This is a genomic window from Paraburkholderia sp. BL6665CI2N2 (assembly GCF_004366535.1).
Classification (GTDB): domain Bacteria; phylum Pseudomonadota; class Gammaproteobacteria; order Burkholderiales; family Burkholderiaceae; genus Paraburkholderia.
This window is the reverse complement of sequence record NZ_SORC01000001.1, coordinates 2372681-2388237: the sequence shown is the minus strand read 5'-3', so window position 1 is coordinate 2388237 and position 15557 is coordinate 2372681. Positions and strand designations below refer to the sequence as shown.

Annotated in this window: 12 protein-coding genes; 6 read left to right on the top strand and 6 right to left on the bottom strand. The window is 54.8% G+C overall.

Going from position 1 to position 15557, the window contains the following annotated elements; translation table 11 throughout:
* Nucleotides 1-303: 303 nt before the first annotated feature.
* Nucleotides 304-2421, bottom strand: a complete 2118-nt coding sequence (locus tag B0G81_RS10700) for an EAL domain-containing protein (protein ID WP_134135143.1) — start codon at nucleotides 2419-2421, stop codon at nucleotides 304-306.
* A gap of 1597 nt (nucleotides 2422-4018) precedes the next feature.
* On the opposite strand from B0G81_RS10700, the gene B0G81_RS10685 reads away from it, so the two are divergent.
* Complete coding sequence (locus B0G81_RS10685) at nucleotides 4019-5314, top strand: MFS transporter (RefSeq protein WP_134143063.1); 1296 nt, start codon at nucleotides 4019-4021, stop codon at nucleotides 5312-5314.
* 97 nt (nucleotides 5315-5411) lie between these two features.
* Here the strand turns inward: B0G81_RS10685 and B0G81_RS10680 are convergent, their stop codons facing one another.
* Entirely contained in the window at nucleotides 5412-6173 is a 762-nt protein-coding gene (locus B0G81_RS10680; RefSeq protein ID WP_134135134.1) for an IclR family transcriptional regulator, read from the bottom strand.
* 304 nt (nucleotides 6174-6477) lie between these two features.
* Here B0G81_RS10680 and B0G81_RS10675 point away from each other — a divergent pair, with 304 nt between their 5' ends.
* From B0G81_RS10675 to B0G81_RS10655, 5 genes are read left to right on the top strand one after another with little or no spacing between them, the layout of a single operon-like run.
* Nucleotides 6478-7626, top strand: coding sequence for a CoA transferase (locus tag B0G81_RS10675; RefSeq protein WP_134143062.1), 1149 nt, complete (start codon nucleotides 6478-6480; stop codon nucleotides 7624-7626).
* Complete coding sequence (locus tag B0G81_RS10670) at nucleotides 7623-8351, top strand: enoyl-CoA hydratase/isomerase family protein (protein WP_134135131.1); 729 nt, start codon at nucleotides 7623-7625, stop codon at nucleotides 8349-8351. The genes B0G81_RS10675 and B0G81_RS10670 overlap by 4 nt, the downstream gene beginning before the upstream one ends.
* Before the next feature lie 11 nt (nucleotides 8352-8362).
* A complete protein-coding gene (locus B0G81_RS10665) occupies nucleotides 8363-9196 on the top strand; it encodes a CoA transferase (protein ID WP_134135129.1) in 834 nt (277 codons plus the stop codon).
* Entirely contained in the window at nucleotides 9189-9923 is a 735-nt protein-coding gene (locus B0G81_RS10660) for a CoA-transferase (protein WP_134135127.1), read from the top strand. The genes B0G81_RS10665 and B0G81_RS10660 overlap by 8 nt, the downstream gene beginning before the upstream one ends.
* A complete protein-coding gene (locus tag B0G81_RS10655; protein ID WP_134135125.1) occupies nucleotides 9920-11470 on the top strand; it encodes a class I adenylate-forming enzyme family protein in 1551 nt (516 codons plus the stop codon). The genes B0G81_RS10660 and B0G81_RS10655 overlap by 4 nt, the downstream gene beginning before the upstream one ends.
* Before the next feature lie 25 nt (nucleotides 11471-11495).
* Here B0G81_RS10655 and B0G81_RS43560 read toward each other — a convergent pair whose 3' ends face one another.
* The 4 genes from B0G81_RS43560 to B0G81_RS10640 all read right to left on the bottom strand — a co-directional run bounded on the left by B0G81_RS43560 (nucleotide 11496) and on the right by B0G81_RS10640 (nucleotide 15334).
* Nucleotides 11496-11672: a hypothetical protein gene (locus B0G81_RS43560; protein ID WP_166678951.1), complete on the bottom strand. Its 177-nt coding sequence runs from the start codon at nucleotides 11670-11672 to the stop codon at nucleotides 11496-11498.
* A gap of 1381 nt (nucleotides 11673-13053) precedes the next feature.
* Nucleotides 13054-13932: a hypothetical protein gene (locus B0G81_RS44135; protein WP_208328523.1), complete on the bottom strand. Its 879-nt coding sequence runs from the start codon at nucleotides 13930-13932 to the stop codon at nucleotides 13054-13056.
* Between the two features lie 22 nt (nucleotides 13933-13954).
* The gene (locus B0G81_RS10645) at nucleotides 13955-14737 is read right to left on the bottom strand and encodes a metallophosphoesterase (RefSeq protein ID WP_134135121.1); all 783 of its coding nucleotides are present in this window, start codon (nucleotides 14735-14737) and stop codon (nucleotides 13955-13957) included.
* A 24-nt stretch (nucleotides 14738-14761) separates the two neighbouring features.
* Entirely contained in the window at nucleotides 14762-15334 is a 573-nt protein-coding gene (locus B0G81_RS10640) for a hypothetical protein (RefSeq protein WP_134135118.1), read from the bottom strand.
* Between the last annotated feature and the right edge of the window lie 223 nt (nucleotides 15335-15557).

Sequence of the window (15557 nt, the reverse complement as noted above, 5' to 3'; positions counted from 1 at the left end):
GGCATGGGCCAGCTATGCATCAGATAAGCCAGTGGTAAAATGCTCCTTCGCTCGCACCATCTATCAAAGAGAACCATACACAAATCATCGATCTCTAACTTTGAGGATCGGTTATCTTGGAGCGACACTTTTGGACCGCTGCTTATAAAATGGACCGTATTCACATATCCTCCTTTACCTACATGCAAGATCGGATGACTGCCCGCTTCGAAGCACACTACTCGTTGTGCGAAAAACGCCTGGTGCTCGCTAACACCTCGTCCATGCTAAAGAATAGTCTGATCATCGCAACCAATACGTTCCCTAATGCGTACTTCGCGCAGTTTCACCGGCTGGCGAAAATGGTCGCAATATGAGATCAAGCTCCGCAGGACGATGTCGGAGATACCCCTGCGTGTAATTAACCCCCATCTGCTTAAGCAATTTCTCCACTGCCTCCGTTTCGACGAACTCCGCGATAGTTCGCTTACCTGTGATTCTTGCGACTTCGTTTATGCAGCGGACCGTCGCCTGTCCGATCGGATCTTCCGTCAATCCACGGATGAATTGCCCATCTATTTTCAGAAAATCCACAGGCAACTCTTTCAGGTAACCAAAAGATGAAGCACCACTACCGAAGTCATCCAGCGAAAAACGGACCCCATATTTGTTCAATGACTCAATAAATGACACTGATTCTTCCAGATGCTGAATTGCTGACGTTTCCGTTATTTCGAAGCAAATTTTCCGGTGATCAAAATCTATAGCATCGAGAAGCTCATAGACATATGCGTGAAAATCTCCATCGTTGATTGATAGACCGGAAAGATTTATTGCCATGGTCTGCACGTGCCGTATTTCGTCGTGATGTTCGGCCATCCAACGAAACACCTTTCTAACCACCCATCTATCAATGCGAGACACAATACGAAATCTTTCTGCAGCGGCGAGAAACGCAGATGGCAATATCAATTCATTCTCATCACCGATGAGTCGCAGTAGGATTTCTCCATGAATGTATCCACTGTCCGGCTCACTTAAAGGTTTAATTTCCTGCCAATATAGAACGAACCGTTCGTGATCCAACGCTGCCTCAATCTTACGAACCCAGTTCATATCACTTAATCTCCCTTTGATCATGCGATCGTCAACCGAATATGTGTGCACGCGATTTCGCCCGCTCTCTTTCGCGACGTAGCAAGCACTGTCTGCCGCGCCGAGGACGCTCGCAGCCGACTGCCAATACTCGTCAATCTGAACAAGACCTATGCTGGCACTGATATGCAACCGTTGGCCCTCATGCTGGAAACGGAGTGCATCGATCTGGTCGCAAATCTTCTGCGCTATTCCTCGTACAACCGACATCGAACAGTGTTCGAAGACGACACCAAATTCATCGCCGCCAAGGCGAGCCAAAGTATCTGTTTTGCGTACAATTCGACTCAAAATACCGACGACCTGCTTTAGAAGACGATCCCCTGTAGCATGACCTGCAGCATCATTTACCACTTTAAAACCATCAAGGTCCATATAGAGAACCGCCGAACTGGTTTCGTCCCGGTTACTCATTGCCTGAAGCGTTCGATGCAGGCGACGATCAAACTCACCTCGATTCAGAATTCCAGTCAGTTCGTCATGCGTGGCGCGAAAAAGCAATTCTTTTTGAAGATGATGCTGCTCCGACACATTTCGAAAGACAATAACAATACCAACTTCGTTGCCTGCTATCGACCTTATTTCGGCACTTGAAACTTCGACGTGATACTCGCTTTTTCCATCACGACTAGCCAGAATAACTTCTTTGCTTGCTGCAAATCCATCTCCGCCAGTTAGCCAATTATTTATAAGACTTTTAGATGAGCGATTGGTTATCTGATCTGAAACTGAAATAACGTTTTCGCAGCGCTGTCCTTGCGCATCAGCTGCCTTCCAGCCAGTAAGTTGTTCAGCAGCCGCATTTAGATAAGTAATTTTTCCGCCTTTGCAAACGGTGATTACTCCATCACTGATAGAATCTAACGTGATCCGCAGATGTTCGTGCTGGTTTTCTAGCGCTGCTCGTAATCGCTTGTTTGCCGTGATATCGGTTATCGCCGTTATCGATAGGAGAGGTACACCAGCGGCGTCGTACGTCATCACTGACGAGACCACAACATTCAGAATGTTGCCATCTTTCCGCATAACCTCATACTCGACTCCCTCCATGTAACCTAGACGAAAAAGTTCCGGGAGCGCGGTCTCTTCGGCGTATTTTCTGGATTGATCGGTCAGCATTCCAGTCCACACCTGCCCGACAATTTCTTCCCTGCCATAACCAAACGTCTTAAGCCAGAGATCGCTAACATGGATCAGGCGGAATTCACTATTAATCGAGTGAAGTATTGCTGGAGTGGTCTCGTACAGCGCCATGTATTGTCGGACGCTTTCTTCGTTATATTTCATATTATCCCCGCCGATTAATTAAAATCAGTCAACCGAATTCTCTCCATCGCGCGCACATGCCATTCAATACGTCGTCGTTAATAAAAACAAGAATCTCTTCTGGCTTTTAAGGCGATTTTTCATTAATTAAATTTTGCAATCGATCATTGCCGGCGAAATATTTATGATGCCACCCCGTCGCCCCATCCTCTTGCATCTTATTAGGATTTTGGTCACAATCGATGCATGGAGCACGTAATCGCTTTTACTGCATAAAATAAAATTTTTCTAGCAAAATCCAGCAGCTTCTTTACTGACTAGCAAACGCTTCATCAACTGCCGTTATAAGCCAATCCAAACAGAGAATATACCAAACAGCAGAGAAAAATTGCGTTACTGCATAACTCCAGTAGCCTGCACACTGACGAGGAAAGGACGCTATGTATTTTGATAGCTGTTCATTTTCGATTAGATGATGCGATGTCCGCTATTCGGAGCATTGGGCCGAGAAGCTCTTTTCTAGATGACTTCTTTTCCCCTAGTCAGCCGCGCATGTTAGACAAGCTGGTCGCGAAGGACATCAAAGTGCGACGTTTTCAGGCCCGTGTTCAATCGCGTCGCGCCGGGCGGCGTACCTGCTGAATTTCCTGATGACATATGTGGAGCGCTATGGGAGGCAGGCGTGAACGTCACCATGATCCAGCGTTCTTCGACGCATATCGTGAAGTCAGAATCGCTGATAGAGCATACGCTTGGCGCTCTTTATAGCCGTCTGGAGGTATTCCCCACAGCCGTTCGGCATGTACCTCTTCTGGGACATCCTGGTGCTAGTTTTCATTGGTTTTAACTTCGACGCACTCCAACGCGTGCGAAATGTCGCCGACCACACCGCATATCATCGAATGTATGCTCCCGATGGGTTTCACCGCTTCGCCTCGAGCAGCCCCGATCTGTCAACGGCTGCAACAGGCGACTTGAGCATGTCGGAAATGGGTGTCGCGACCCTGACTACTCGTTCTTCTTGTTCCCGGTGATTGATTGCGTAGCTGTCGTGCGCTGCGTTTGCGAGTTGCACTCTCGGCGCAGCAAAATCTGCATTGGTAGATTTTGTACAAGCCGCGAGGTTCACCAAAGGCTGCGCGAGAAGCCCCTCCCTCTGATATGTCAGCAGACCTTCCCTGCCTCCATGTGATACCCGCGCATATGCGCATGCGCGCGCCGAGCGCAAGCTCTCAGTCTGATCTTTGTAGACAACAAAACAGCCAGGCAGAATGGACAGGTGCGCGGTTTCCCTTGTGATCTCGCCGAGTTCCCCGCATGCGGCTTGTCGCGAACTATTGCATGTCAATCTGCACCATCTGCGCTTCGCCCCGGCGCAATTCGATTAACTCAAACGTGCTCCAGTAGCTACCCTTCCTTCCTCGCTGCGGGCCGCTTTCGCGCTTCCGAGCAGTCGAAGCTCGTAGCAGTCTGGCTTCATCAGGGAATTCCCTCGATTTCTTCGAAGTTCCTTGACCACCTCTTCGTGTGGTGCAAGCATACATTAACTCATAAATTGAAACTATCATCCTATTTTTTAGGACTTAAGAGTCATTATCAGACCGAATCAGGAGACCCAATGAGCAACGAGGCAAAAGGACAGGCGAGCGTTACGAACGTAGTGCGCGTCGTGAGCGGCAACTTCCTTGAGATGTACGACTTCATGGTCTACGGCTTCTACGCATCGTCGATTGCCAAAGCCATGTTTCCCAGCGACAGCGAGTTCATCTCCCTGATGCTCTCACTGGCCACTTTTGGCGTCGGCTTCCTGATGCGCCCACTGGGCGCTATTGTTCTCGGCTCGTATATGGACAGACACGGCCGGCGCGCCGGACTCATCCTCACGCTAACGCTCATGTCTATCGGCGTGCTGATGATCGCCGTCACGCCGACGTACGCGAGCATTGGCGCGCTCGCACCGGTGCTGGTCATCATCGGGCGCCTGTTACAAGGGTTTTCTGCGGGTGCGGAATCCGGCGGCGTGTCGGTCTATCTGTCTGAAATCGCGCCACCCGGACGTCGCGGATTTTACGTGTCGTGGCAGTCAGCGAGCCAACAGGTTTCTGTGTTGCTCGCAGCCGTTCTCGGCGTCGGGCTGCGCTTCGCACTGACGAACGAGCAGATGGATGCATGGGGTTGGCGAATCCCGTTTTTGCTCGGATGCTCAATCGTACCGGTACTGTTCTGGATTCGCCGTTCGGTCACAGAGTCGCATGTTTTCACGTCACAGAAACGCCAAAGCATCGGCGAGATCTTCAGATCGCTTGCACTTAACTGGCGTGTCATTCTGTGGTCGACGATGCTCGTCAGCCTGACCAGCATCATGTTCTATTTAATTACCGCGTATACGCCGACTTTTGGTCGCACGGAACTCGGCCTCAGGCCCATCGACACGTTCTACGTGACAATCTGCGTTGCGCTCACGACCTTCGTGATGATCCCCGTGATGGCAGCGGTATCCGATCGCGTCGGACGCAGACCGCTGTTGATCGGCGCATCGCTGACGATTGCAATCGTCGCGTGGCCCGCGATGACGTGGCTCGTCGCTGCGCCGTCGTTCATGAGTCTCCTGGTCGTTGAAGTGGGTTTCGCGCTCCTGTACGCGTCGTATCAGGCTGCGCTTGTCGTCACGCTTACCGAGATCATCCCTGCCAATGTACGTGGCACCGGCTTTTCGCTTGCGTACAGCCTGTCTCAAGCAGTGTTCGGCGGATTCACGCCGGCCATCTGCACGGCGCTGATCCACGCAACGTCGAACAAGGCGATGCCAGGAGCATGGCTCGTAATGGGAGCATTGTCCGCGTTGTTCGCGACACTCATGATTGTGCGCAGGAGCAACCATGTGATCGGAGAAGTCTCAGCGCCAGCCGTGTAGTGGGCATGAGAAGCGAGCCGTGCGGGGGTCAGATGCAGGGAACCCATGCGATGATGAGGCTTTGCAAATCGCCATCCGTCGCGGCGTCGTGTTTTATCTACTCGGTGGACGACTTCCGATAACCCATCGCACGGGAGATGTTCAATGCCGCCTCCTGCACGGCGGGTGCGAGTTCCTTCATCCGTTTGGCGCTCAGGCGCTCCAACGGCCCCGAGATCCCAATGGCGGCAGCGGGCGCGCCGAACGCATCGAAGATCGGCGCCGCGACACCGCCCACGCTCTCGCGCCACTCTCCACGGTTCATCGCGTAGCCGTTGGCCGCCGCGCGCGCCAATTCAGCCTTGAGCATCGGCAGATCCGTAATGGTCGCAGCCGTATACGCCTCAAGGTTCGTGAGATGACGTTTCAGAAACTCCTGACTCTGCTGCGCGAGAAGGATCTTGCCAGTCGCAACGCAGTAGGCGGGAGCATGACCGCCGAGCACGGAATATGCACGCACGGGCTGCGCGCTCTCAATTTTGTCGACATAGACGACTGAGCCACCATCAAGGATGGACAGATGCACCGTTTCCTGCGTCAGATCGACTAGCGTGCGCATATGACTCGCCGCAAACTGCCGCACGTCGATGTTCGCCATCTGCTTGGCCCCGAGCTCAAACAGCTTGAATGTGCTGCGATAGTTGCCAGTGACCTCGTCGCGGGTCGCATAGCCCGCGTGGGCGAGCGTTTGCAAGGTGCGGTGCGTATTGCTTTTAGTGAGCCCTACCTCTTCCGCCAGCACAGGAATGGGGATTGGCTTGCCGTTCTGGTCGGCCAGCGCCTCCAGCAGCATCAGGCCCTTCAGCAACGTCTTGTCCATGGTCCTAAATCTTAGGATTAAAAGCTCATTCTACACTGTGCCAGCGGGCATATAACCAGCATTACCAATGCCATGAGTGCTGCCGACTACCGTGTGAAAGGGCGCGCGTGGTGGATATTTAAACACCAAGTCACCGCTTCCCAAACCCCGTAAATCCTATTTTATAGGATGCGTGTTTCATTTTATAGTTTACATGCGTGCAACTGCACGTCACAATGCTCCTCAGCGAATTCGGAGAATTGCGCCGAACCGGACGAGCGCAGAGACGCGCCACCGCACGCCAACAGACTGTCGGAGAAAACGAATGAATCAGCCGCTTCAGGGAATCAGGGTCATCGAGTTTTGCAATGTCGCAGCGGGCCCGTATTGCGGTATGTTGCTCGCAGACATGGGCGCGGACGTCATCAAGGTCGAGCATCCTCAGGGCGGCGATACGCTGCGCGCCTGGCCGCCAATTTCCGACGGTTATAGCGAGAATTTTGCTTCGCTCAATCGCAACAAACGCTCGGTCACACTGGATCTGAAGAATCCCGAAGATATCGAGCGAGCCAAGGCGCTTATCGCTACCGCTGAGGTTGTCATTGAGAACAATCGTCCCGGGGTGATGAGTCGTCTCGGTCTCGGCTACGAAACCATTCGTGCAATGAAACCTGGCATCGTCTATTGCTCGATTTCCGCATATGGACAAACCGGTCCGCGTTCACAGGAAGGTGGCTTCGACCTGACTGTTCAGGCCATGAGCGGCATCATGAGTGTCACCGGAGAGCCTGGCGGCGTGCCCGTCAAATGCGGCGTGCCGCTCGCAGATTTCTCGGCAGGCCTCTATGCCGCATTCTCGGTGGCGTCCGCGCTACGCGGCGTTGCGCAAACAGGTCAAGGTACGCACATTGACGTGCCGATGCTCGGCGCAACACTCGCCATCGCCGCACTACAGACCTCTGAATATTTTGGCTCCGGACGCGACCCGCAGAAGCTCGGCTCGGCCCATCCGCGCAATGCACCCTATCAAGCGTTCAAAGCGCGCGACACATATTTCGGCATGGCAGCGGGCAATAATGCCTTGTGGAAATCTGTGTGTAGCGTCGTCGAACGGCCGGAGCTCGAAGGCGACGCACGGTACACGTCCACCACGCTGCGCGCGCAGCATCAGCTCGAATTGCGCGATACACTCGAATCTATCTTCGCGAATCATGACGCCGAGCACTGGATCGCACGCTTTCGCGAAGCTGGCGTACCATGCGCGCCGATCAACACATATTCGCAAGTACTGACGGACACGCAGGTCGAGCATATGCAATGGGTGCAACCGCTTGAATTGCCCAATGGCGTACTGACGAGGACATTTGCTTCTCCCGTCAGATTTTCGGGCCAAAATTCCGAGATCCGCATGCGCCCTCCGGGACTTGGCGAACACAACGACGAATTGCTGACGAAGTCGGCGGTTGAGGTATGAGCAACGTCATCATTGACAGGCAGCCGACGCACTGGACAATCACGCTCAATCGCCCTGACAAACTGAATGCGCTGTCCGCAGATATCGTCGAAGACTTGATTTATGCGCTCGACGATGCCGAGGCTACGCACACACCGCTCATCGCACTTCAGGGTGAGGGTCGCTGCTTCAGCGCAGGCTTCGACATGAGCGAAGTGCAATCGCAGACAGAGGGCGACGTCGTGCTGCGCTTCATCCGCATCGAGACGCTGCTAAACAGGATCGCTACCTCTTCCTGCTTCACTGTGGCGCTCGCGCATGGCCGCAACTTTGGCGCGGGCGTCGATCTGATTGCAGCATGCAATCTGCGCGTCGCCGCGCCGGGGTCAACGTTTCGCATGCCTGGATTGAAATTCGGGCTTGTGCTCGGCTCGGCGCGCTTCGCCCGCATCGTCGGCGCGCTCGAGGCGCAGCGCATTCTCGAAACGGCCGCGACATTCGATGTCGAGCGCGGCAGCGCGAACGGTTTCATCGAACGCATCGCGGACCCGGAAGAGCACATCACGGTGATCGAGGACGCCCTAGAGCGCGCAAACGCCCTGTCGGCCGAAAGCCGTGCCTTGCTGCAGCGCGCCCTCAACACCGAGCAGGCAGATACAGATCTCGCCGCGCTAGTACGTTCGGCCGCCACGCCCGGTATTCATAAACGCATCGAAGCCTATCTCGCATCGTCGAAGAAGGTGTAGGAGACATCAACATGAACTCGGGATTCGCCAGTAAGGAAAAGGAACTCTCACTCGTCGAGCTCGTAGCGCTTGTGCCGAACGGCGCATCGCTGGGGCTGGGCGGCAGCTTCCTGCATCGCGGACCTTTCGCGTTCGTGCGCGAATTGATCCGTCAGGAAAAGCGCGACATCGAGATCATCAAACAGTCGCCGGGTTATGACATTGATATTTTGTGCCGTGCAGGTGTCGCGTCGCGTGCGCGCTGCGGCATCGTCGCGATGGAAGGGAATTTTGGACTCGCCCCTTCGTACCGGCGTGCAGTGGAAAAAGGGCATCTCGAACTCGAAGAGCATGCGTGTGCGAGCCTTACCGCAGGATTGCGCGCGGCGGCGTTTGGCGTACCTTTCATGCCGTGTGGTGGCTTGCACGGCAGTGAGCTGGTCCGGGTCAACGGCTGGAAGTGCCTCGACGACCCTTACGGCAGCGACCAGAAAACCTATGTAATTCCAGCGATTTCCCCCGACTTTGCCGCGATACACGCATCGAGCGTCGACCGGCTAGGCAATGTGCGCGTCGCGGGCACCTATCACTGGGACCGCATCATGAGTCGTGCCGCGAAGAGCGTACTCGTCGTCGCTGAAGAAGTGTCCGAGGAAAATTTCGCGGATCAACCTGAACTTACCGTTGTGCCTTACTTCATGGTGCAGAACTACGCGATCGTCAAGAACGGTGCGTGGCCAGGCTCATGCTGGCCCTCTTATGCAATCGACTATCCGGCCGTCGAAGCATATCTCGATGAAGACCCGGCAGCACTGGTTCGTCATCTCGACGCAGCACCTGAGATGGAGGTGAGTCAACATGGCTGAGCAATGGAATGGCTTTTCCTACATTGTCACGAACCTCTCGCGCTTCATCCGCCCGAACGAGATTACCTTCAGCGGCGTGAATTCGACGCTGCCGATGCTCGCATGCCTGCTAGCCAAAAAAGCATATGACTGGGACTTCGTCTATATCAACGTCGCAGGCGGTGTCGACCCGTCGCCCTCCTCAATCCCTATATCAAGTTCCGACCCGCTGCTGGCCGAAGGCTCATCCTCGATCTTTGCCAACGAGGATTTCTACGACCTTTGCACGCGCGGCCGCATGGACCTGACTTTCCTGGGCGCGGCGCAACTTGATGGCCAAGGCAACGCGAATAACTCCTGCATCGGGGACTGGGCGCATCCGAAAGTGCGCCTGCCCGGAGGTGGAGGCGGGGCGGTGATGCTTCCCACTGCGAAACGCGCCTGTACGTGGCGCACGGAGCATTCGAAGCGGACGCTCGTGGAGAAGCTCGACTTCGTTACGTCGTGGGGCGGTATGCACGGCGTCGTCACGCCAATCGCGGTATTCGTGAAGCGAGAGGGCGGGCTCGCGCTGCAATCATGGCACCCGAATTCAAGCCTGGAGGAAGTGCGTGAGCGAACCGGATTCGCGTTTGACGCGTCTGGCGCCGGACCCACCACACCGCCCACCCGAAGGGAGCAAGAGGCGCTCACTTCGCTGGACCCGCGCGGGAAATTCGAACGCGATGCAGCCGTCCAACTCAGATGACGACATTGAAGACATTCACCGCATTGAACCTGGACGCCAGACCGACGAGCCTTGCACAAGCTTTCGACCAGTACTGGCATGCAAGCGGCGTGGCGAGCCTCCCTGCACTGACCGATGGCACGCGCACTCTGACGTACGCCGAGCTTGCTGAAGCTACAGACGCCGTTGCAACGGGGCTTTTGAGCCGCGATGCGAGTCCCGGCGATGTCGTCGCGATCCTGATGGACCGTTCACTCGACGCGGTAGTGCTCCTGCTGGCGTCGATTCGCGCTGGACTGTGCCCTTGCATCTTCGAACCCGGACTCGCTTCGGGCGAAGTGAGTGCACGGCTGGTCGAAACGCGTGCGCGCTTCCTCGTGCATGATGCGGAGAATACGGCCTTCGTTGAATCACTTTCGACACGCTATGTTGTTACGGTTCTGAGCTTCGCGTGCCTGACGGAACCATGGTATTTTTCTACAATCAATGTCACGGCTGATTGTCCCGCGCTTCTGCTCTTCACATCCGGCAGCACGGGTCGGCCAAAGGTCGTGCAGCTTACTCAGGCCGCGCTCGTGAACAACGCCCTCGGTGTGGTCGAACAAAGCATGCTATCAACGGACGACCGCTTGCTGCACGTTATGCCGATCTATCACACAAACGGTGTGAACAACCAGCTCTTCGCGCCGTTACTCTCTGGCTCTTTGGTAGCGTTTTGCTCTCGATTTCGTGCAGAAGACATGCCCGATCTGATGGCCCGCTTCAAGCCGACTGTCATCACCGGAGTGCCGACGATGTACTCGCGCATGCTCGCGCAGCATTTCGACGCCGACACGCTCTCGACCTTGCGCATGGCTCGCTGCGGCTCGGCACCGATCACAGAAGCCTTGCATCGCGAGGTGGAAGCGAAGCTTGGCTGTCCGCTGGTAATTTCGTATGGCTTATCGGAGGCGACCTGTACGAGTACTCTGAATCCGCCAGCCGCACGGCGCATTGGGTCGGTCGGTAAGGTGTTGTCGGGACAGACCGTAGGATTGCGCACCGTTGATGGCACGATCAGCGATACGCCCGGCGTCGAAGGTGAAATCTGCATCTCCGGGCCAAACCTGATGAACAAATATCTTGGCGCAGACGATGCCACCGCCCGCACCGTCATCGACGGGTGGCTGCGCACAGGCGACCTCGGTCGTTTTGATGACGACGGCTATCTTTACGTAACAGGTCGCATCAAGGACGTAATCATTCGAGGCGGCGAGAACCTGTCACCTTTGCTGATCGAAAGTGTGATCGTCGCAGAAGAAGATGTTATCTCGTGCTGCGTGGTTGGGCGTGCGGAAAAGGATCTCGGCGAAGTGCCGGTTGCATTCGTTGTATCGAAAAATCCAGGTACGACAAGCGTGCAACAAGTACAGGATGCTGTGAAAAGACGCCTCTCGCGCATCTATGTGCCACACGAGGTGCTATTTGTGGATTCGCTGCCCGAAACGGCGGTAGGCAAAATTGATCGCAAGACCCTCTCAGCTCGCCTTGCCAGTGGCTTCTACGATGGAAAGCAGGCAGCGCTGTAAGCAAGACGCGCAATGGTTCCGGGAGTCACGGGAAGCGCCACTCCTTCTTCCCGCCAAAGCGGGACAAAACGACGAATGTCAGCATTGATCGAGCAGGATCCACGTTGAAACGTACCTGATCGCTATCCATCTCATCAATGCAAGAAACATCGAGCACGACAAAGACGCCTTCGAACGCCTTAATTTTGTTGACTAACGACATGATTTACACGCAGTAGAATTCGCATGCAACGCATCCTTCGCCGAACTCCGCCTTCGTTGGGCAATTCGACCGAATCAGCGAAGTCCACCCTCATCAAGCCTTAGATGCCGTAGTGTTGCAGATCTTTGTGCGTCGAACATCGGGTTTTTGCTGAGTTCCAGCCGCGTAGACTGGGCCTCTTCCGGCGCAAACTGGGCGGTAACTGCTCTGGCTGGCTATCACCCGGCCAGCTACGTTTTCCACCGAAGAGTCGAGGGACATCTTCACGGCGCGCAGTCGCCTCCCCCTTCGATGAAGAGCGACGGTTCGCTCCTGCACCATCAGTCTTGCCACTTTGAGCCGGGATCCGCCCAAATCTCTGGCAGCCACGCAGACGAAATTCTGAGATGAAGCGGTTCAGGATAGTGCCGGAGTAGCGAGCGTGCCCGCTCTCGCAACGCCTTTCTGCTATCAACGTTTGATTTAGTTGCCAGCTCAATCAGGAGGTCACGTGCTCTTAACACTGCAACGCTGCGCTCGATTGGGATCGTCATTGTCACTCCTTTCCTGAGTCGACCCTTGCTCTTATACTGGCCCGTCGGGCAAGCCGTCGTGAGCGCCTGGACATTCGAAGCACTCGCCGCAATGCACGCTTGAACTCTCGCCCCAGCTTCTCGTCGGACAAAGCGTAAAGCGCTGCTCTAACTGTCGCTGACGTCAGAGTCGACCGGACGGCACGCAGAATCCTGCGTTTCTCTCCAAAGCTGAATTTAGGAATAGTCCGTGGTTTCGTGCTTTCTTTTCGACCTACCTTCAATCGTGCCTCCAGTTGCTCCAAACAGGAAGACGCTAAATTGGCTCGCGAGTAGGATTTAATTCGAACGGAGCCGATCGCCAACGCGCCTTCGGTCATTCACGGCAGATTGTGTCAACCGTCGGTACACGAGTCACTCTGCCGTTCGAGTAACCGGACGAATACGGACCAGGCCGTATCTCCGTCTAACACAGGGATGGTAGGCAGAAGCTTCTCTGGCCCCTCGTTCATCCAAATCCCAGCGTGAACGACACGTCCGTCTGTAATAAAATCAAGCCGCGCCACTTGACTCCAGTCTCCTCTGTGCTCTTCAGCCTCGCTGGTGAACGTATCAATTTCGATCGTCATAAAGGGGCTCAAGGGAGCCGCCGCGTCGACCACGCGCATGTCTGCGGAGTTGATTGCGGCTTCGACGGCGCAACGTACGTGAGAGACGACATGCTCGTTGAAACAGTCTTCCGGCGATGAGCTCGAAGTGAGTTCGGCCTTACCTGAGACCACTGAAATTATGGGTGGTGGCACCTCCGGACCAAAGACACTTCCCTGATAGGTGCGTGCGCGTCAGAACACTGCTTGATCGCGATTCATTCAATAATCCATTCGGGAAATCAAGCCAACGTCACCCCAATCTGGCAGCATCCGGAGCACTGCATCCCAGACTCCTCGTCGTCTGCGTAATGATACAGGTCCGTAATTCAGGTCAAGATGATCCGCGATTACCATTCGTCCGCTTAAGCTTCCGTCATGGATGGTAAGATTAAGTCGGGCTACCTGCTCGCCGATTTCATCGTTCACACGAGACGAATTCTCAAGGATCACAGTCAGGCAGGGCTGCATATGCGAAATCTCGTCGATCAACTGGGCTCGCTTCAATCTTTCCACCAACAGAGCTCGCATTGCGACCAGAAACTGCAATTTATTATTAGCGGGAACCGGGCGAAAAAACACAACTGAACCATTTCCATTAATAATTGAAATCGGCTCGGAAGTATTCACCTTGTCACCATAGCGTCGCGTGTAGATGCTCGCTCGATATCGCACTGCATCTACTCGAAATCCGTCGTTCGATTGAGCGGGCTGCGCAGTCAGGTCCCAGTACGACAGAAGTTCGCCCTCGCTGTCCCCGTGGTCATTTTGCTTGCATTTTGGCAGCCACATGCGCCAGTCGGGCACCAACTCTGGCGTAACGTCCCTCCAGTTTTTTACTTTCCACGCTCTCGCTGCATGGCCCCACACATATTCTCCGTCGCTGTCACGGCCGGCTCGCCCAACCAGCGTGTAGGTGCTTCCGCTTTCTGTTGTTCCCGTGCGCGAGTCAGGGTCGAACGTCAGAATTGGCGTACTCACCCTTCCCTCTCGATTGACGATGTTGAATCCAACAAAATGCCTTGTACCAGTGTCAGTTTCTCTGATTGACCAGCGCTCAAGTACTACGTCGTCGCTGCATGTATAAACGCCAACAGGCATCGTGTGGCCTCGAAGAAAGTGTCTAGATGTCGACAGTCAGAGTCGGGTTGAAATGGGCGTTTTCGTACCGAGTAGCCAAGTTGGTTCCGTTTCGCCCTGGACGTCCTCGCGGGTTGCATACGACCCGGCACTTGCCAATCTGGTAGTCAGCCGACCAATGAGCATGGCCATGAATCCATAGGTCCGCTCTCTCAACAAGGAGTTCGAGATCGGATGCACAGGCAGGCGCCAGTTTGTGCTCTCGATGCCTGGGTTCTACAGACCTGCCGCTTGGCAGATGGTGAATTACGACCACCGTTTTGCCCGCAAACGGTGCATCTAGCCGCTCTCGCAGCCAGAGTAGTGTTTCTCGCTGATGTCCTATCGCATCCTCCGGACGAAAAGACTTGCCATCTGCTTTCCGTACCAGCTTGTAGTCGGTAATGGCATGTCGAGCGTGTTCAAGAGAATCGCTAAAACGCAATGGAAAAAGCAGGTAGTCGCTCCATAGGCATGCGCCGAGAAAACGCGTCCCTGAGAGTACGACCTCGTCGTTCTGGAGAAATCTGACCGATGTCCCGCTCGAACGCTGTTCGAACTCATCGATCAACGCCGGATAGCAGTTCTGCATCGGCTCCTGGTTACCGTGCACGTAGATCACAAGAATCGCGTAGTTCTGGTACAGATTCATGGCCGCCGTACCCACGTGAATATCGCCGGCCAGGACTAACGCGTCGGCTCCCGGCGCTGGTGTCAAGGCGCGTGCTAACGAACTGTCACTGGAGGGACTCTCGTGGTGAAGATCGGAGGCAATCTGAATTCGCATAAGCACAATCTGGAGTTTGAAATTTCAGGAATACGTTCGCGTGCGCGTCATACGTTTTCGAATCGCATCAACCGTACGGCGGTCACCAAGCAGAGCGGACATCTCCTGCGCGGTGGGCTCGGTGAATGCCGAGTCACCGCTGCGAGCTATACGCCGCGTCAGTTCGCCGCACGCCGACGCAAAGCGCTCCGCGTGCCCACTAAATTCCGCAATTCGATGCCGGTGTTCTTGCGGGAAATCTTCCCCGGTGTGGACAAAAGCCACCCACTCGAAGGACTGACCGGTCGTAAAGCTACTAGCCACCAGGAAGTCACTGATCAACTCGTATGCCGAATCACCAACTGTGTTAACCGAGTCACGGATTTTCCCAGTCAGCTCGCCGAGAGTGCCCTGAATTCCCGAAAGCCTGCGGCCCATCATGCGTCTCGTCGCTAGTACCGTGTACGCGCCTGCAAACTGGTCAATACAGGAGGCGAGCACGGAAATACACTCCTCTCGGGCATCAGCGGGCTTTAGAACGCCTAGCTCGTTTTCTCCGATTGCCTGAGCTGGATCGTATGGTGCGATCCAGTCGAGACAGATGAACACAAGAACCATATCTATCTGACCTTCAAAAGCTGATGGACATCCTGTCGCCGCGCACCGACGGCGGCGTGCGACGAGGCCACTCGCTGGCCTAGGGGTGTTGGTGATGCGATTGTAGACAAATAAATTGTAAATCTCAACGTCTACAACATAAAACTTTATGACATTTAAGTTTTCAACATCAAGCTTTACAATTCCGATGTTGTAGACGAATTGCCTGCAAAGCCCAATGATG